Origin of the sequence: Legionella sp. 16cNR16C, from assembly GCF_021297775.1 — a bacterium.
GTDB lineage: Bacteria > Pseudomonadota > Gammaproteobacteria > Legionellales > Legionellaceae > Legionella_C > Legionella_C quinlivanii_A.
This window is the reverse complement of sequence record NZ_JAJTMX010000002.1, coordinates 83,794-104,518: the sequence shown is the minus strand read 5'-3', so window position 1 is coordinate 104,518 and position 20,725 is coordinate 83,794. Positions and strand designations below refer to the sequence as shown.

The window sequence follows — 20,725 nt, the reverse complement described above, 5'->3', positions numbered from 1 at the left end:
GTCGAGACAGGCAGGCTCTTAATCCGCCGTAGCCTGCAAATCCCCCGCCAAAGCCCTGCTTCTTCCCTCGCGGGCTTTCAGATAATTCTTGGAGTAAGTCATGCTTGGCTTTTCCACGGTGAAATGGACCAGGTTTGCCAGAATAAATACCAGAGAAAGCGATAAGGTTGCCGACAAGGCAATATTCTGAGTCAGCGGGTAAATGAGGAAATAGATCGTATAACCAGTAAATCCGTGTAATAAATAAAGAGGATAGGAAATTTCAGCGAAGTGATTCAGGTATTTGCTGTAAGGAATTCGATCATTGATTCGATACAGGAACAGGAACATGACAATCCCGAAACAATGATTAATAAAAATTAAACTGCCAGTGCCATTTAAAATAGTTCCCGTATTCAGGCAGAGATAGTTAAGCATCATCATCAAAATGGTTGTGGTAATTCCCGTCAGAACAGACCATTGCTTTGACAAGGTATAATAAAATGCGGTGCCCACAAACATATAAGTAATGTAACTGCTGTTCATGGCGAGAAAGTTGCCGAAGCCAAAGACCAGGGTGCGTGTTTCATCATGGAAAAATCCACTGAAATAAACAAAGAACTGGCTGGCAAAAAGCATGAACGCCGCGGACAATAAAAATGTTTCAACTCTTTTTTCAATGGAAAAATAAAAAAAGACAAAAAATAAAAGATAGAAGTGCATTTCAATTTCGAGCGTCCATAGCGCCCTTTCAATATGATGCGTATGTAAAACATCTCGTATTAATAGCAGGTTCGCTATTAATATGCGGGGCTGAAAAACGTCAGGGATTAGTGAGCTTCCCGTATAATGATTTGCGATGGTGATTGTACTGGCCGCGATAATCAGACAGACAATAGCAGTTGGATAAATACGAAATAGCCGACGAACAAGATAGGTGAAGGGTGTCGAATTTCTCAATGAGAAAGGAATAATATAGCCGCTAAGCAGGAAAAATAAGCCCAGGCTAAAAAAGCCGGCTCTGAAATCACTAAGCCCCAAATGGCTGAAGATGATGCCCAGATATTCAGTGAGCTGAACATGAGGATAATCAGGAAGGGGATCCTGAAAAATCATTTCATGAATGGCATTAGGGGTTAAAATCAGACCAAACCAATGGGTATAGATAACCAGTACACAGCCCACAGATCGAATGAGTTGCAAAAACCATATTTTTTGCGAGCTTTTAGCCACATTTTGCTCCGATTATTATTATTCATTGTGAGTCATTCCCTGCTTCGGAAATTGAAGTGTTTGATTCCGAATGCAAAACGATTTATCGCTTTAGCAGGTTTTTTTATCCAATGGCATATTAACAGAGCTCTGAAAAAAAGTTAATCAAAAATACGACCAAGCCTTTCCTGCTATTTAAAATCGCAGGCAAAGCCTTAAAAACACTCATATACTTTGTTAGAGAGAAAAAATCGAGAAATGTTCATGCAATTAAAAGGATTCATGGTAAGTATCCGCTTAAGCATCATTACCCTCTTTGTTCTGCTACTAGGGTTAATCGGCTTTGCAATTATGTTTATCAATTATCGCGCTTTAAATCAAATCCTTGGTGCAAGCGAAAAAAATCTCATTATTGAAACGACTCTACTGCTTAATGAACGCATCCATAATTACCTGCATCCCTTGAACCGGGATCTGCAAAAAATGAAAAATTTATTAAAAGAAAAGATTATTGACCCTATCGATCCGAAAGAATTTGACAAATACCTCCTCGAATCAATTCGTGATACCCCTCAATTATTTATGATTTATTATGGAACCAAAGAAGGCGACTTCTATGGGGTCGACCGCACGCAAAAAAATATCATTGGCTTAAATCATATTTTAAACACCAATGTTCCACCTATCAAAGAACGCTATGAATACAATGAACAAGGCCAGCTGATTGAAACAGTAACGCTTCACGACTATGACCCGCGCCTGCGCCCCTGGTATCTGGAAGCGGAGGCTATAAGAAAACCCACCTGGACTAATGTATATCAATTCGTAAATTTTGGTAACTATAAAAGTACTGTGTATGGCGTTACCGCAGCAATACCTGTCTATAATAAAAATGATAAATTTATTGGGGTCTTCGCGATGGATTTGTCCATCGAAGGGATCCAGACTTTTATTAATCAGCTCAATCTCACTCAAAACTCACTGATTTATGTCACTGATAATAGCAAACAAGTCATCGCTTATCGCATCCCTCATGAAAAGGAAGATCTTGTTATAGACAAAAATCATCTCGCCTATCATTTGAAAAAACTGGATATCCCTTCATCAATTTTAAATAAAACGACCGGCTTGTTTGAAGTGAGCTCTTTTAAGCATGAAGGCGAGGAATATTTCCTCATTCATCGACCGATTATGGAATCGCATCAATCAAAACCCTGGTACATCACGATTATTGTTCCGGCCAGTGATGTGTTAGCTCCGTTGAGAACTCTGCGCCTTCATACCTTGTTATGGACAGCCTGCGTATTATTACTAGGCATTCTCATTGCCCGCGTTTTCTCACAACGGATTTCAAAACCAATTATTCAGATTGCAAATGAAGCCCAGCAGATAGCCCGTCTTGACATACAGCAAAGACCGCCTATAAAGACGCTGATCAAAGAAATTAATTATATGGATACCAGTCTTACTCATATGCAATCCAGCCTTTTATCGTTTCAGCGCTATGTGCCGAGCAGTTTAGTAAAACAACTGATTCTAAGTGGAAAAATTGCAGAAATGGGTGGTGAGCGCCAGGAAATCACAGTACTATTTTCGGATATTAAAAATTTTACAAATTTGACAGAACAATCAAGTCCGGAACAATTGATCACGTATTTATCCAATTATTTTCAGGCGATGACCGAAGCCGTTATCGTGCACGAGGGAATACTGGATAAATACATTGGTGATGCCATTATGGCGCTTTGGAATGCGCCTCTTAGTGACCCAGAGCATGCTTTGCATGCCTGCCAGACAGCTATTGATATGGCTCAACGCCTAAAGCTTACCAATCAGCTCAATCAGCAGAATAATTTTCCTCTGTTCCATATTCGCATTGGAATTAATTCAGGTGAGGCGATTGTCGGTAATGTCGGCTCTGAAGAAAGACTCAGTTATACAGCCCTGGGTGACACAGTGAACGTTGCAAGCCGCCTTGAAGCAGTGAACAAACTGTATCATACTCAGGTCATTGTCAGCGAAAGCACTTTCAAACAAGTTGCCGATCAGTTTAATTTTCGCCTGCTTGATGAGATTGCAGTTCGTGGTAAGCAGGAAAGTACCCGTATTTATGAACTTATTACTGACGACAACATCCAAAATCTGGACCAATACAAAGCAACATTCACCAAAGCGTTTAGCTATTATCAGCAAGGCGAATGGTTAAATGCGCTTAATCTGTTTGAAACACTTACCCCAGTCTATCCCGATGATCAATTGGCCAGTGTGTATATAAAACGTTGCCAGGCATTTCTCGATTCACCGGTTTCTGAATGGGATGGCATCTGGCGTCTGGGAGGACCAGGCACATAAGCCGAAAGATTTGCAAACAAGGATTTATAAAACATGAATAGAACAATCACGCTAATTGCAGTCATTATTTTAATATTAAGCGGGATTTATTACAGCCTGCCGTTTTTCGGAATCAACATCCTTTAATCCGCGTTGCGACAGGCTTTCTATTTATTCAACAACGCTGGCACACGACGCAGATCAGGCTGAAAATGAAATAACCTGAGCCAAAAGACGCTGCTTATCAGGATTAAAACTCCTCCTGATAACAGTGCATAGGCGGCATGAGACTTTAGAAAATAAAAGTAGACAGGAGGTAATATCAAAGCACAAATGATCTGAGGAAAAGTAATACTCATATTAAAGATGCCTAGATAGGTACCGATACTTTCCCTGGGCAAAAATTTTGACAACACCACATAAGGTAAAGAGATTAAACTTCCCCACATTATTCCGATACAAATTGATGAAAAGATAAGGCTGGTTGAAGAACTTACAAAACCAATTAGACCCACGCCTATACCGCCGCCAAATAATGCGAATCCATGCAAAGTCTCGACTCTTATATATTTTGAGAATATAAAAACGAGCATAGTAAACATAAGACTAACGTATTGATAGAGCGAAAAATAAAATGAGCTGTCGAGGCTGGCAGCCTTCATTAAATGAAGATTTTCATTAGACGAACCGGTATAGGGAAAATGATAATTTTCCTGAGCGATACACAAGCTAAAATATAGCCAAAATATGAAAACTCCCATCCAGGATATGCTGTGAATTATCAATAACTTCAAAAATAAGGAATCGGCTTTTTTGATTTCCTTGCGTATGCCTTTAATACTGACTGCAAGCTCCCTTAGCAATTTACAGAACAGGCCAAAATCAAGTTTAAGCAAATTTACCGGTTTTTCGTCTACTTTTCTAAGGAAGAAAAACACAACAATTATGAATAAAACTCCACAAGTAACATAGGAGATACTTAGATTCAATGGAAGCGCAAAATCACTTGATTCAATAGCAATAATTTTATGCACTGCAATCGGTAGAAAAGCACCTAAAACACCACCAAGTCCGGCAAAAAAAGCCTCAGCTGAAAACGCCTGCATACGGGTTTTATCTTCCTGAAAGCTATCCGCAGTCAGGGCGCGAAGTCCTTCTGCACTGCCATTGAGACTGCAGTCGATAAAGAAAGTAAATAGCACAATATTAAATAGCGAGCTTTGCAAAGGCAATAAACAAAATGAAAAAGCGCCGACTAATCCCCACACCAGAATATAGGGCTTTCTTCGTCCAATTTTAGTTACCGATTTATCACTGATATACCCAATCAAAGGTTGTATAAAAACACCGGTTAATGGCGGAATTAACCAGAGCAAAGGCAATATAAAATCGTTTGCTCCCGAAATTTTAAAAAGCGCACTCAAATTTGATAATTGGAAAGTGAATCCAAAATTAATGGAAAAAGATAACAGCGCGAGGTATAGAAAAGTCCTTTTCATCTGCAACATTTAAAATTCCAATTAGGTCGTCAGGTAAATAAAAATAGTGTAGCATCAGATAATTAGCAAATATTGTTTTATAAAATTCATTGTATTCCAAATCAAAGGACCCTGTAAAGAGGACAATAAGTCATGAGTAGTTCACTAAAAAACATTGAGGGATTGAAACGAGTTTTTATTACTAGGGTTAACCCTAGTATTGATAATGGAAAATATCAGGTGAAACGAATCCTGGATGATATTATCATTATAGATGCTGATATTTTCACGGATGGAATCGATGAAATATATGCAGAATTAGTTTACAAACATGAGTCCGAAGATAAATGGAAAAGAGTAAAGTTCTCTTCTCCTGATAATGATTGTGTTACCGCAAAGTTCCTGGCAAAGAAACTAGGAATTTATCATTTCACAATTGAGGCATGGATCGATGAGTTTTCAACATGGAAAAAAAGATTTGTCAAAAAAATGCAATTAAAAATGGACGTTGCAAATGAAAGAGCGATCGGAGTAAACTTTTTTAAAAATTTTGTCAAAAAAGACGACAAAACAATTCAAATAATTGTCGACAAAATTGAGAATGAAAAATCTTACTCAAAAATCGAAAAATTTTTCTCAAAAAATAATATCAAAAAGTGGCTGAGAGAACATATAACCCCTGCTTTTATAACTCGTTATGAGAAGGTTCTAAGTATTCGGGTTGATCCGGTTAAAGCTCGATTTAGTGCCTGGTACGAAGTGTTTCCACGATCTGTTTCCTCATCAGGTCAGCATGGAAATTTTCAGGATTTGATTAACTATCTTCCCCATATTAAGGAATTAGGTTTTGATGTAATTTATCTTCCTCCGATTCATCCTATTGGTAAAACCAATCGTAAAGGTAAAAATAATTCAGTTACCGCAATGGAGCATGAGCCAGGCAGCCCTTGGGCGATAGGCAGCACGGAGGGGGGTCATAAGGCTATCCATCCAGAACTGGGCAGTTATACAGACCTCAAGGAATTGATTAATAAAGCCCGCACATTGGGTATCGACATTGCCCTTGATTTCGCACTTCAATGCAGTCCGGACCATCCGTATCTGCATAAACACCCGGAATGGTTCAAACATTTACCAGATGGCTCACTGCAATATGCAGAAAATCCACCTAAAAAATATCAGGACATTTACCCTTTAAATTTTGGCTCTGAACAATGGCAGGCCATGTGGCTGGAATTTAAATCGATTATAGACTACTGGATCAAAGCCGGAATCACTTTGTTTCGGGTAGACAATCCTCATACCAAGCCTTTTATTTTCTGGGAATGGCTGATTCAGGAAATAAAAAAAGAGCACCCTGAAGTCTTATTTTTGTCGGAAGCATTTACCCGTCCCAAGGTAATGTATCACCTGGCTAAATGTGGTTTTAGTCAATCTTATACCTATTTCACATGGCGCAATACAAAAGAAGAATTGACTTCCTATATGGAAGAGTTGGTTTCTCAACCGGTTTCTGATTTCTTCAGACCCAACTTCTGGGCGAATACCCCTGACATTCTACCCGAATGTCTGCAAACAGGCGGGCAGCCTGCATTCATTGCGCGCTTCATTCTGGCGGCCACTTTAAGCAGTAATTATGGGCTTTATGGCCCTGTTTATGAAAATTGTATTAATACCCCACTGCATGAAGGAGCCGAGGAATATCTTGACTCTGAAAAATATGAGATCAAACGACATGTGAAGAGCAGTCAGAATATTGATGCGATAATCTCAAGAGTCAATCACATACGAAAAGATCATCCGGCTTTACAGAATACACGGTCTATTCGCTTTCACAATACAGATAACCCACAACTGATTTGCTACAGCAAACACTGTGAAGAAAGTCAGGATCATATACTTATTGTGGTTAATCTTGACTATCAGTATACGCAATCGGGATTTATTGACATTAAGCGGAATAATCTTCCGCTTCCGGGAGATGACTTTGTAGTACATGACTTACTGCATGATGAAACCTATCAGTGGCATACGGGTTCCTGTTATGTAGAGCTGGATCCAGCCAAAGCTCGTTGCGCACACATATTTCATATCAGAGAGAATCCAACATGAGCAAGGATAGCCAATCCAGAGAACGTATTGACTGGTATAAAGATGCAGTCATTTATCAAATTCACATCCGCAGTTTTTTTGACAGCAATGACGATGGGATTGGTGATTTTCAAGGATTGATAAAAAAACTCGATTACCTGAAATTTCTGGGAATTAATGCCGTCTGGCTTCTGCCTTTTTACCCCTCACCACTTAAAGATGAAGGCTATGATATTGCGGACTATAGCAGCATTAATCCCATTTATGGTTCTTTAAAAGACTTTAAAGCCCTGCTGAAAGAAGCCCATCAGCGTAATATTAAAATTATTACCGAACTGGTAATCAATCATACCAGCAATGCACACCCCTGGTTCCAGAAATCAAGGCGGGCAAAGCCTGGCTCCTATTGGCGGAATTTTTACACCTGGAGTAATGATGCCAGCGAATTCAGCGACGCGCGCATTATTTTTCGTGATTTTGAAACCTCAAATTGGGCATGGGATCCTGTAGCGAAAGCCTATTACTGGCATCGCTTTTACTCGCATCAGCCCGATTTGAACTACGATAATCCGAATGTTCAGAAAGAAGTTTTTAAAATTGTCGACTTCTGGTTAAACCTGGGCGTTGACGGTTTAAGGCTTGATGCCATTCCCTACCTGTTTCAAAGGGAAGGCACAAGTTGTGAAAATCTGCCTGAAACCCACGAATTTTTAAAAAAGCTAAGCGCTCATGTCAAACATAAATTTCCCAATCGCCTTTTGTTAGCAGAGGCTAATCAGTGGCCTGACGATGCCGTACAGTATTTTGGCCAGGGGGACGAATGTCAGATGGCCTTTCACTTCCCACTGATGCCAAGAATGTACATGGCTGTCAAAATGGAAGATCGCTTTCCACTCATTGATATTATTGAACAGACTCCGGCGATTCCCGAAAACTGTCAGTGGGCTATCTTTCTTCGTAACCATGACGAATTAACTCTTGAGATGGTTACCGATGAAGAGCGTGACTACATGTACCGTATGTATGCCCAGGACCAGCAAATGCGAATCAATCTGGGAATACGCAGACGGTTGGCCCCTTTGCTTGATGGCGACAGGCGGCGAATTGAATTATTAAATGCCATGCTGTTTTCCCTGCCAGGCACTCCTATTATTTATTATGGCGATGAAATTGGTATGGGAGACAATATTTATCTTGGCGATCGAAATGGGGTCAGAACGCCCATGCAATGGTCAGCTGATTTAAACGCTGGCTTCTCCAAGGCAACCCCGCAAAGGCTTTACTCGCCAGTCATTATTGATCCGGAATATAATTATCAGGCAGTCAATGTTGAGCTGCAATTGCAAAATTCTCACTCTTTATTATGGTGGATGAAACATACCATCGAAGTACGAAATAGTTATCCTGCCTTTTCGCGGGGAACGATTGAATTGTTAACCGCTGAAAATCCCAAAATTCTCGCATTTTATCGAACTTATGAAGAGCAGCGCTTACTGGTATTGATTAATCTATCAAAAAATATTCAATCCACTTTTCTTGATTTGTCCAGTTTCGTTAATTTTAAACTACTGGAAGTGTTTGGAAAAAATCAATTTCCCTCGATACAGGAAACACCCTATTTCTTCGTGCTTCCAGCCTATGGATTTCTATGGCTTGAATTACAGAAACCAGAATCCGTTGTTTCAGATAAGCGAAAAAAGGATGAAATAGAAATCAAAAAGGATCTTTCAGAAATTTTTGAAGGAAAAGCAAAAAACAAGCTTGAAACTGTATTGGAAAATTACATTATCAATTGCCGATGGTATCGTTCAAAAAACCATAAGATCACCAGGCTCTCGATTTACGATTCTATTCTGGCACTGAAAAAACCAACCCCTGTTTATCTGTTAATTATCCTGGTTGAATATAAAGACAAGGAAGCGGAAAAATATTCTCTGTTCATTACCAGAGAAGAAGATCATCATGAAATCAGCCAAACCGCCACTCAAAAAGTTATATGTACTCTAAAAACAGAAATGCAATCGGCGTATTTGGTAGATGCGGCACATATTCCTTCTTTATGGAGCGAATTATTTAATTTATTCGGCTCCAATCGTCAGTTGAAGGGGGCCCGGGGTAAACTTTCGATAATGCCTAACCGCGGGTATAAGAAACACCTTTTGTCAGAAAGCAATTTTCAAAAAGAACCCATTAATGCCGAGCAATCCAATACATCCATACGATACAATGCTGCATTGTTTAAATTATATCGCCGCTGTGAAACAGGTGTTAATCCTGAAGTAGAAATTACCGAATTACTCATGAAAAAGAGTAATTTTCGCTTGCCCAAAATCCTTTCTCATTTGCAGTATGAAGATCAGGGTAAGCCGGTTACCTTAGGTATTATTCAGGAACATATTCCGAATGAAGGGGATGCCTGGGCTTACAGTATCAACCATTTAAGTAATTTGCTGGAAGAAGGCAACAGCGGCTCGCTGGTTTTTCCAGCAGTGGATTTGCCCTGGCATAAACTGGTACCGGTTCCTGAACAGGTAAGCCAAATGCTGGGGATTTATTCGACTTCCATAGAAAAACTGGCCGAAAAAACAGCCGCCATGCATATCGCTTTAGCCGAATCCTCTTCGAATTCGGATTTTAAACAGGAAGATTTCAATTGGTTTGATCAGCGGAGTCTCTATCAGTCCCTGCGTTCTATTCTTACTAAAGCTAAAAAGCATCTCAGTTCATTAAAATCATCGCTTGAACCTGAGCTATACAGCTCTCTTCAGGACAAACTGGCTGAAAGCCGTTTAAAAGCAACAGTACAATCCCTTTTGAATAAACGTTTTAATGGTAAAAAAATTCGTTGTCATGGCGATTTTCATCTCGGACAAATTCTTTATACCGGTGATGATTTTATCATTATTGATTATGAAGGAGAGCCTAACCGCCCCTTGTCTGAACGCAAGATAAAACGTTCTCCTCTGAAAGATATTGCCGGAATGCTTCGCTCTTTTCACTATGCCGTTTACACCGTTACGCAAAACAAGGAGATGGATTTAGCCTTAAAAGAATTATCACCTGAAAAGCTCTATGCCTGGATCTGTCAACTCTATTTAGGCAGCTATTTAAATTTCGACGGTATTCGCAGCTTGCTGCCCGCTGATGAAGGCAACCTGCTATTTTTATTGAAAATTTTTATGCTGGAAAAGGTGCTCTATGAAATTGAATATGAGATTAATAACCGTCCTGACTGGGTTCATGTTCCCTGCAAGGGCCTGATTGCATTATTGGAGTGATGAGTGGCAAAGGACGAAGAACAGATTATTATTTTAAAACGGTTCGCTGAACAGCTCGGTATAATAACCAGTTATCGCAATGCCTGGAAAGAACAGGTCGAAGCGTCTGTGGAGACGCTGATGAGCCTGATTCGTATGCTGGGTTATCCTGTTAATGCGATTCATGAAGTCCTTCCAGTTTTTGAGCAATACCAGCAAAACCTGTCTCAACAGCCCTTAGAGCCAGTGTATGTTGTCTGGGATCAGAAACAGTCAGTTATAAAATTCCGGTTATTGCCAGAAGAGGCAGCAGCAGTCAGCTGGTCTTTAATAACTGAACAGGGCTCTATAATTGAGGAAGCTGTAAATATCAGGCCTCAGCAAAAAATATCAGCCGATTCCTATCAGATTAATATTCAATTACCTGCTCTTCTTTTTGGCTATCATCAATTCACCCTCAAAACTGGAAAGCGACAATACCAGAGTCTGATAATTTCAGCCCCTGGAACTATTTATTTTGACGACAGACTTTGTGATGAGAAAAAAATTGGCCTTTTTTGTCCATTATATTCTCTGCATTCTGACAAAAGTATAGGATGCGGCGATCTGGGCGATATGGATTCTTTGTCTCAGTGGATGGCAGAAGAAAGACTCGGGCTCATTGCCAGCACGCCACTTTTTTCAGCCTTTCTTAATTCTCCCTGTGAGCCTAGTCCTTATTCCCCAGTCAGTCGTCTGTTTGCCAATGAGTTTTATCTTGATTTACGGCAATGCGGACCAATAGACCCTGAATTTAGCGCCGCCATCGAAGCGCTGAACCAATTGCCATTCATTGATTATCAACGGACTGCTTCTTTAAAGCGCGAAATCGCCAGCGAACAATTCACACGGATACTTGGATTGCCCGAAAACCGGGAGGCACTGAATCGATTTATCGAAGCGCATCCTGAAATCAAAGTTTATGCACTCTTTAGAGCCTACATGGAATGCACTGGTGAAGAATGGCGGAACTGGCCGCAAAGACAAAGGAACGGCCTTTTGACAGAGGAGGATGTGCCCAGTGAAATGTATCATTATCATCTGGCCGCGCAGTGGCAGTTGCATCAACAACTTAGCGCATTAAAGAAGAAAATCAACCAGCGAGGCCAATACCTTTATCTTGATTTACCTATTGGTGCACATCGCAATGGCTTTGATGTCTGGCGTCAGCAAACACTTTATCTGACTGAAACTGCAATGGGCTCGCCGCCTGATCCCTTATTTCTTGAAGGCCAGAACTGGGGGATGCCGGCTTTAAATCCTGCTAAATTACGCGAGCAGGCTTATCTCTGGTTTATTCAACTGATTCAAAACATCTTTAAGCAGGTTGATATTTTGCGCATTGATCATGTCATGGGCTTCAATCGTTTATATTTAATCCCCGAAGGACATCCCGCAAGCAAGGGGGCTTATCTTAGGTATCCAGCAGAAGAAATATATGCCATCCTCTGTCTGGAATCGCATCGGCATCAGGTGATGATTGTCGGAGAAAACCTAGGCTCCGTTCCTCCTGAAACAAACCGGCTGATGAAGCATCATGGGATGCTCAACATGAACGTTTTACAATATGCCCTGGATGCCCGCGAAAAAATAATTCCCACAACCTGTAAAACGCTGACCTGCATCAATACCCATGATATGCCCCCTTTTTCTGCCTGGTGCCAGGGTCTCGATATTACTAAATTTCAGGAATTAAAATTAATCGATGAAACCTATGCCAGGCAAATGCATAAGAAACGTCGTTATCAGCTAAAAACATTAACTGCCACCTTAAAGAAACAACAGTTAAATTCCGCCGATCTCCTATCGTCCACCTGGCAAATGCTTGCGCAAAGCCCAGCCGCCTTGCAGCTTGTGAACATAGAAGATCTTTGGAGCGAAATTTATTCCCAAAATATCCCCAATGCAACTGAAGAGCCCAATTGGCAGAGAAAGTTGCGCTACTCCATGGAGCAGATAAAGCAAATGTCCACAATCAGCAGACAATTAAAGGAAATTCACAAGAGAAGAAGGCCGGTGAAGCACCCGCGCCAAAGTCTTTTTTCCGCACAGGACCTCCATCTCTTCAATGAGGGAAACCATTTTCACTTATACAGGCACCTTGGCGCACATGTTAGCAAGCAGGATAATGTTACTGGGGTTAATTTTGCAGTATGGGCTCCGAATGCATCGCAGGTATCGGTCGTGGGTTCATTCAATCACTGGAATAAAACCGAGCATTCTTTAAGCTCGCGGGGGAACTCCGGGATCTGGGAGGGATTTATACCCGGCGTCAAGGTTGGGGATTTATATAAGTACACTATTGAATCCGATCGCCTGCAATTTACTGCTCAGAAGGCAGATCCCTTTGCGTTTTATCAGGAAACGCCACCCTGCACCGCTTCCATTGTCTGGGATTTGGATTATGAATGGCAGGACGAGGAATGGCTTAAAAAAAGAAAATCAAAGCAGAGTTTAAACTCTCCCATCTCTATTTATGAAGTCCATTTAGGTTCATGGCGGCGGGTTCCAGAAGAAAATAATCGTTATTTAAGCTATCGCGAACTGGCGCCTTTATTGGCTGACTATGTAAAGCAGATGGGATTTACCCATGTAGAATTCCTCCCGGTTATGGAACATCCTTTTTACGGCTCCTGGGGTTATCAGACTGTAAGCTATTTTGCCCCCAGCGCACGCTTCGGAACCCCTCAGGATTTTATGTATTTAATCGATTACCTGCATCAGCAGGATATTGCAGTCATTTTAGATTGGGTTCCTTCGCATTTTCCTATGGATGAGCATGGTCTGGCACAATTTGATGGAACCCATCTTTTCGAACATTCCGATGAGCGGAAAGGATTTCATCCGGATTGGAAGAGCGCCATTTTCAACTATGGCCGGCATGAGGTACAGGCGTTTCTTATCAGCAGTGCGATGTTCTGGTTTGAAAAGTATCACATCGATGCTATTCGCGTTGATGCAGTCGCCTCCATGCTTTATCTGAATTACTCCCGCAAAGAAGGGGAATGGCTGCCCAATGAAAAAGGCGGCCATGAAAATCTGGAAGCCATTCATTTTTTAAGGACACTGAATAAAACTGCCTATCAGTATTTTCCAGATATTCAAATGTTCGCGGAAGAGTCCACCGCCTGGACAGGCGTTTCCGCTCCCATTGAGTTTGGAGGTTTGGGGTTTGGTTTTAAGTGGGATATGGGATGGATGCATGACACCCTCTTGTACTTCTCCCGCGATCCCATTTTCAGGCACTACCACCAGCATGAATTATCTTTTCGTATGGTTTACGCCTTTACAGAAAACTTCACATTATCACTTTCACATGACGAAGTAGTTTATGGCAAAGGATCGCTCATTAATAAGATGCCTGGGGATGAATACTGTAAATTTGCCAATTTACGCCTCCTGTACGGCTATATGTTTTGTCTGCCCGGTAAAAAGTTAATCTTCATGGGCTCTGAGTTTGGTCAGTATAGTGAATGGAACCATGAGAGTAGTCTCGACTGGCATGTGCTGGATTATCCAATTCATCAGGGGCTGCAACACTGGGTGCGTGATCTCAACCGGCTTTATCGTTCCCAGACAGCCTTACATGAGCTTGACTGGCAAGCCCATGGTTTTGAATGGATCGATTGCAGTGATGCCGATAACAGCGTATACAGCTTCATCCGAAAATCGAGTCAGAATGAATGCCTGTTGATTGCTTTCAATTGTACGCCAGTGACTCGCAGCAATTACCGCCTTGGAGTTCCTGAAGCGGGGAACTGGCAACTGCTGCTGGACAGTGACGCTGCTCTTTATGGCGGCTCCGCTCAAAATCAGAATGAACTTCTCACAGCTGAAGCCTGCCCTTTCCACAACCGCCCATACTCTCTGTCATTAACCCTGCCTGGGCTCAGTCTGGTGATTTATCAATGGATAAAATAAACAAAAGACTCTTGGGGGCACATCTTGACTCCAGCGGCCATTGCGAATTCAAAGTTTGGGCGCCCAATGCAGTCAAACCTCAGCTGGAAATAACAGATACCAGGGGAAATACAGTTGTTTTTCCAATGCTGGAACAAAAAGACGGCTATTATTTTTTTGCTCTCAATAACATTAAACCGGGGGATAGTTATTATTATCTTTTTGATAACCAACGATTTGCGGATCCGGCGGCCGATTTTCTTCCTCAGGGTATTACCGGTCCTGCTGCTATCCTTGAGCGACAGAAAATTGCGTCTCGTTGGCCAAATATCCCCCTTCGGAATTATATTATTTATGAAATCCATGTGGGGACCTACACGCATGAAGGCCAGTTTACAGCCATTATTAATCATCTGGATGAATTAAAAGATCTGGGAATCACCGCCATCGAGTTAATGCCCATTGCTCAGTTCTCAGGGGATAGAAACTGGGGTTATGACGGGGTCTATCCCTTCGCAGTTCAAAATTCCTATGGGGGGCCGCAAGGCTTGAAAGCGTTGATTCAGGCTTGTCATTCACGTGATATCGCCGTAATTCTCGATGTGGTTTATAACCACATCGGACCGGAAGGCAATCATTTTACCAAATTTGGCCCTTATTTTACGGAAAAATATCAAAGTCCCTGGGGGCAAATGCTCAACTTTGATGATCAGTTCAACCATCATGTCAGGCGCTATTTTATCGAAAATGCGCTGCACTGGTTTATTGAGTATGACATTGATGCCCTTCGTCTTGATGCCTTGCATGCCATTATCGATACATCGGCTTATCCTTTTCTTGAAGAACTGGCTGACGCTGTGCAGGAGCTATCAAAAGAAATTAAAAAACCCTTTTATCTGATTGCCGAAAATGATGCCAATGATGTCAGACTGATTGCTGAAAAAAAGAAAGGCGGCTATGGAATTGATGCGCAGTGGAACGATGATTTCCATCATGCGATTCACAGCCTTCTTACCCACGAAACACAGAATTATTATCAGGATTTTGGACGCTTTGAACAGCTTATGAAAGCCTTTCGTGAAGGCTTTGTCTATTCGGGGGAATATTCGGTATTCCGAAAAAAACCTCATGGCCGAAGTTCTGTTGCCATTCCTTCAGAACGCCTGGTGGTTTGTTTACAAAATCATGATCAGATTGGTAATCGGGCGAAGGGGGAGCGTTTAAATCATTTGCTTGACGAAGAACAATTAAAACTGGCAGCCGGTCTGTTATTGACCTCCCCCTTTATTCCTCTGCTTTTTATGGGGGAGGAATATGCAGACCCTGCCCCTTTCCTCTACTTTATCAGCCATTCCGATCCCCGGTTAATTGAAGCGGTACGCCAGGGCCGGAAGAAGGAATTTTCATTTATAGATGACTCGCTGCCTGATCCCCAAAATGAATTAACATTTCAGACGAGTAAGCTTAACCATCATCTGAAACAGGATAATAAGCACAGAAAACTATGGAATTTTTATAAACAGTTAATTCAGCTTCGGCGCTCGCTCAAGGCAATCAATACGCTGGACAAAAATGCGCAGGAAATTCATTGGGATCAACAAAAACAACTGCTAACTATTCTGAAGCATCATCAGGAAGAACCGGTTCTAATACTTGCCAGCTTTTCGCAGGAAAACCACTCCATCGCCGATAGTCTGAGCGGCAACTGGACACTGCTTTTGAATTCTTACCACCAGCAATGGACAAACAATTTCCAGGCTGAATGGCGAGACGATCAGCTTCCCCCTTTCGGATTTTTACTGTTTAAGGATAATCAGTATGGCTAATTATATTTGTATACACGGACATTTTTATCAACCGCCACGGGAAAATCCATGGCTAGAGGAAATCGAAACTCAGGATTCCGCCTTTCCCTATCATGACTGGAATGAGCGGATAAATGACGAATGTTATCTGCCTAACTCTGGGGCAAGGATTTTAAATGCCAAGGGGCAAATCACTGAGATTCTCAATAATTACAGTAAAATAAGCTTTAATTTTGGCCCTACTCTGCTGTCCTGGATTCAGGAGAAGGCCCCGCAACTACTTGAATCAATCCTGGAGGCTGATAAAGAAAGCCAGAAACAATTCAAGGGACATGGCAATGCCCTGGCACAAGCTTATAATCATCTGATTATGCCACTCGCAAATTCTCGGGATAAATATACTCAATTGCTGTGGGGCGTTAAAACCTTTGAGCATTATTTCAAGCGCAAACCCGAGGGACTGTGGTTGTCGGAAACGGCAGTGGATCTAGAAACGCTCGATTTTATGAGCGAGCTCGGTATTCAGTTTACCATTTTGGCGCCCAATCAGGCCAGACGATACAGGCATTTCAATGACGAGGAATGGACTGAGGGCATCATTCCGGGAACCTCCTACCAGCAGCAACTTCCCTCAGGAAGAAGCATCACTCTGTTTTTTTACGATGGTGAGGTATCCAAAGCGGTAGCCTTTGAAAAATTACTGACACAGGGTGAAAATTTTGCTCAGCGTCTGCTCAATTCATTTTCAGAGCAGAAGACAGAGCATAATTTAATGCATATCGCTACAGATGGCGAATCCTATGGCCATCATCATGCGCATGGCGATATGGGCTTAGCCTATGCCTTGAATATTATTGAGAACACCGAGGATGTACAACTCATCAACTATGGATATTTTCTGGAATTGCAGCCGCCGCAATATCAGGTAGAAATTCATGAAAACTCTTCCTGGAGCTGCGCACATGGCATAGAGCGATGGCGCAGCGATTGTGGCTGCAGCACCCGTCAGGACTGGCATCAGCAATGGCGCGGTCCTCTGCGAGCCGCTCTGGACTGGCTGCGTGATCAGCTGATCCTGGCATTTGAAACCAGTCTAAAGACATTGTTACACGACCCCTGGGGAGCCAGAAACGATTATATTGAAGTGATTAATGATCGCAGTAAGCAAAGTGATTTTTTAAAACAGCATGTCCGTCATCCACTGTCCGCCCTGGAAGAAACAGCGGTTTTAAAATGGATGGAATTACAGCGGCATGCCATGTTGATGTATACGAGCTGCGGCTGGTTTTTTGATGAGGTATCCGGTCTTGAAACCACTCAGATTTTAAAATATGCAGCCCGTGCTATTCAATTGGCCAGGGAACTGACTGATGTGGATTATGAGGCCGAGTTTATTAATCGTTTATCTGAGGTTCCCTCAAACCTGCCCGAGTTTGCCAATGGAGGGCGAATTTATGAGTTATTCATCAAACCATTGGTCATTGATTTATTTAAGGTTTCAGCGCATCTGGCTGTCAGTCTTCCTTTCGGCGAATACAAGGGTTCGGAATCCATCCTCATATTTTGTTACGAGGTTAATTTGAGAGAATCAAAACAGGCTGAAGCGGGTAAAGTCAAACTGTTTTCGGGCCTGATGGATGTTCGATCGCAAATTACCGGGGAATCAATACAGGTCTGGTATGCGCTGCTTTATCAAGGAGACCAGAATCTCATCTGCGCCATTCGTAGTCCAGACCCTCAACTTGAAACAGTCGAGAATGAATTATTTGAGTTATTCGAAAAGGGCGAAATTTTTGAGCTGGTCAAATTATTTGAACAACATTTTGGCGAGGCAACGACGTCTCTTCGTGACCTCTTCCATGATATGAAGTTAAAAATTACTGGCCAGATTTTATCGTCCGTTACCGGCGAGCTGGAAAATCGCTATCATGAATTCATGAACAACAATGCAGCACTCCTTTACTTTATCTCGGATCTGCATATGCCAATGCCGAAGGCGGTAGCTCAGTCAATAGCTTATATTGTCAATAAAGACCTGTTTGACCACTTCAATAATGAAGAAAGAAACCCCGAAGTGTTGGAAAATCTGTTTCAACTGATCAAACGCTTTAATATTCGCCTGGATGATTCCATTCGATTTCGTGCCGGACATTTAATAAAGCGCTATGCGATACAACTCGAAAATCAGCCTGAGAATAGTGAGTTACTGACTGAACTGGTTGATTTCATTAAGCAGCTGAATGCGCTGCCGCTTCAGATCAATTACTGGCATCTGCAGAATGTGACAAAGCGGCTTCTTGCTGCCGATAATCCTGAACCCCTGCTGAAATCCCTCGGCGAAGCACTTAATCTGGAGGTCTGATGACTATTCCACTGACCAGCTACCGCCTGCAGCTTCACAAACAGTTTGGCTTCAAGGAAGCTATCAATATACTTCCTTATTTGCATCAGCTTGGTATCAGCGATGTCTACAGTTCTCCTCTTTTACAGGCACAGCCCGGAAGCATGCACGGTTATGATGTTATCAATTATCAGCAGCTGAATGAGGAATTGGGAGGAGAAGAAGCCTTTATTCAATTTACCGAAGCCCTGGCCAACTACGGAATGGGTCTTTGTGTGGATATTGTGCCCAATCACATGGCAGCCAGCCCGAACAACGCACTTTGGCAGGATGTCGCCAATAAACATCAGAACTCCACTTATAGTGATTTTTTTGATATCAAATGGGATTCATCGGATAAGAACAAACTGACTTACCGGCGTTTTTTTGATATCAATGAATTGGTGTGTATGAATACAGAACGAGAAGCTGTGTTCACCCATATTCATAAACTGATTCTTGAGTTAATCAGGATGGGTAAAATTCAGGCTTTACGTGTGGATCATATCGACGGTTTACGACAGCCTTTGGCGTATTTAAAGAAGCTGCAGGAAGAAATTGGCAGGGATTTTTATGTGATAGTCGAAAAAATTCTTGGATTTGAAGAAACCTTACCACCTTCATGGCCAGTTGCAGGAACCACCGGTTACGACTGGCTTAATCATATGAATCAGATTTATATTGACCCCAAAGGACTTCAAAAACTTTATACGGTTTATCAGAAGCTATGCGATAAACCCCAGCGGTCTGAGGAAATACGGGTACAATCACTAAAGCTAGTAATAAAAAAGCTGTTTGAAAAAGAATTTAACAGGCTGCATTCCACACTTATCCCAATCCTTAATGACTATGATCCTCAAAAAACAGGCGATTTTTTGCTGGAATTTTCGAGCAGAATGCCGGTTTACCGGTTATATCATCAACCTGACAGCTATGCGTTTGCAGAAAAAATTCTGGAATCCATTCTGAGTCAATTGCCAGCCGAACATCGGGAGCTGGGCCTTTTATTTAAGAGTCTACTGCTTGATCAGTATCCTGAATGCTTTGATGCTTTGAGAAAAAAGCAGTGGCAGCAGTGGCGAAATGATTGGGAGGTCTTCAGTGGTCCGGTAATGGCGAAAGGCTTTGAGGATACAGCGGGCTACAATGACACGGCCTTACTTTCATTGTATGAGGTGGGTAGCTCTCCTGAATTAAATGCACACTGCGGCAATCTTGCCCTCTTTCATGAATTCATTATTTCACGCCAAACCCATTGGCCGTATAGTTTCAATACGAGTTCCACACATGATACCAAACGGAGTGAAGACCTTCGTGCACGCCTGAATGTTTTAAGTGAATTAGCCGATGAGTGGAATGAGCGACTAAGGCAATGGCAAATACATAATCAATCCAAGAAAACAGAGCTTGAGACGCTTGTTGCTCCTGATCCTGTCGATGAAATTGCCATGTATCAATCTCTGTTAGGGATCTGGCCATTACCATCCGGGGATTGTGATTACGAGCAGCGGCTGGAGCAATTTTTTATTAAAGGAATGCGTGAGCGTAAACAACACACAAGCTGGTTTGAACCCAAAGAAAACTATGAGAAGGCTTGTCTTAGTTTTCTGAACCAAATTCTAAAAGATAAACAATTTGTATGCAACTTCTCGGATTTTGCCAGAAAAACGGCTTTTTTCGGAATGTATAATTCCTTGTCACAAATCCTGATTAAATTCACCACCCCAGGGGTTCCCGATCTTTATCAGGGTAATGAAACCTGGCGTTTCGACCTGGTGGATCCGGATAATCGGCGCCCTGTAGATTATGAGAAACTAAAAAATTTAGCCAGTGATGAGGCTTTATCAAGCCTGCTCACCCACTGGCAGGATGGACGAATCAAATTCAATCTGACTCGTCAGCTGCTTCATCTGCGGAAACAATATAAAGTGTTATTGACCGAAGGCAATTATCAGCCCTTAACGGTCGAAGGAACACTGAGCAGGCATCTTATTGCTTTTCAGCGTGAATACCAAGGAGCTGTGCTAATCATCATCGCTTGCCGCTGGTTCAGCGGTATTCTTGACTTTGATGAACCCTGGGATAAAGTCAAGTTTTCTAATGAGAAACTCTCCGGGATTGCCGATGGAGAATATCATTGCTTGTTAACACAGCGACAATTGAAGTCCCGGGACAAGTGTTTGCTAATTAGCGATATTTTAAAAGAACTGCCTTTTGAAGTTCTGGTAGGTAAATAGTTCCAGTCTTAAGTTT

The 20,725-nt window shown here is 41.9% G+C and carries 9 protein-coding genes; 7 read left to right on the top strand and 2 right to left on the bottom strand.

Features of this window, described 5'->3' with window-relative positions; all coding sequences use genetic code 11:
* Positions 1–18 precede the first annotated feature (18 nt).
* Positions 19–1,212: an acyltransferase family protein gene (locus LXA66_RS04430; RefSeq protein ID WP_233012132.1), complete on the bottom strand. Its 1,194-nt coding sequence runs from the start codon at positions 1,210–1,212 to the stop codon at positions 19–21.
* A 243-nt stretch (positions 1,213–1,455) separates the two neighbouring features.
* Here LXA66_RS04430 and LXA66_RS04425 point away from each other — a divergent pair, with 243 nt between their 5' ends.
* Entirely contained in the window at positions 1,456–3,543 is a 2,088-nt protein-coding gene (locus LXA66_RS04425) for an adenylate/guanylate cyclase domain-containing protein (RefSeq protein WP_233012131.1), read from the top strand.
* 146 nt (positions 3,544–3,689) lie between these two features.
* Here the strand turns inward: LXA66_RS04425 and LXA66_RS04420 are convergent, their stop codons facing one another.
* Positions 3,690–5,030, bottom strand: coding sequence for an MFS transporter (locus tag LXA66_RS04420; protein WP_233012130.1), 1,341 nt, complete (start codon positions 5,028–5,030; stop codon positions 3,690–3,692).
* Positions 5,031–5,153: 123 nt separating this feature from the next.
* Here LXA66_RS04420 and LXA66_RS04415 point away from each other — a divergent pair, with 123 nt between their 5' ends.
* The 6 genes from LXA66_RS04415 to treY are packed head-to-tail and all read left to right on the top strand — an operon-like array spanning position 5,154 to position 20,709.
* Positions 5,154–7,112 carry an alpha-1,4-glucan--maltose-1-phosphate maltosyltransferase gene (locus tag LXA66_RS04415; RefSeq protein WP_233012128.1) on the top strand — a complete coding sequence of 653 codons (1,959 nt, stop codon included), beginning with the start codon at positions 5,154–5,156 and terminating at the stop codon, positions 7,110–7,112.
* On the top strand, positions 7,109–10,369 hold the full coding sequence (gene treS, locus LXA66_RS04410) for a maltose alpha-D-glucosyltransferase (RefSeq protein ID WP_233012126.1): 3,261 nt from the start codon (positions 7,109–7,111) through the stop codon (positions 10,367–10,369). The genes LXA66_RS04415 and treS overlap by 4 nt, the downstream gene beginning before the upstream one ends.
* A gap of 3 nt (positions 10,370–10,372) precedes the next feature.
* A complete protein-coding gene (gene glgB, locus LXA66_RS04405) occupies positions 10,373–14,308 on the top strand; it encodes a 1,4-alpha-glucan branching protein GlgB (protein WP_233012124.1) in 3,936 nt (1,311 codons plus the stop codon).
* A complete protein-coding gene (gene treZ, locus LXA66_RS04400; RefSeq protein WP_233012122.1) occupies positions 14,296–16,113 on the top strand; it encodes a malto-oligosyltrehalose trehalohydrolase in 1,818 nt (605 codons plus the stop codon). The genes glgB and treZ overlap by 13 nt, the downstream gene beginning before the upstream one ends.
* Positions 16,106–18,454 carry a DUF3536 domain-containing protein gene (locus LXA66_RS04395; RefSeq protein WP_233012121.1) on the top strand — a complete coding sequence of 783 codons (2,349 nt, stop codon included), beginning with the start codon at positions 16,106–16,108 and terminating at the stop codon, positions 18,452–18,454. The genes treZ and LXA66_RS04395 overlap by 8 nt, the downstream gene beginning before the upstream one ends.
* The gene (treY, locus tag LXA66_RS04390) at positions 18,454–20,709 is read left to right on the top strand and encodes a malto-oligosyltrehalose synthase (RefSeq protein WP_233012120.1); all 2,256 of its coding nucleotides are present in this window, start codon (positions 18,454–18,456) and stop codon (positions 20,707–20,709) included. Before LXA66_RS04395 ends, treY begins: the two co-directional genes overlap by 1 nt.
* The last annotated feature ends 16 nt before the right edge of the window (positions 20,710–20,725 follow it).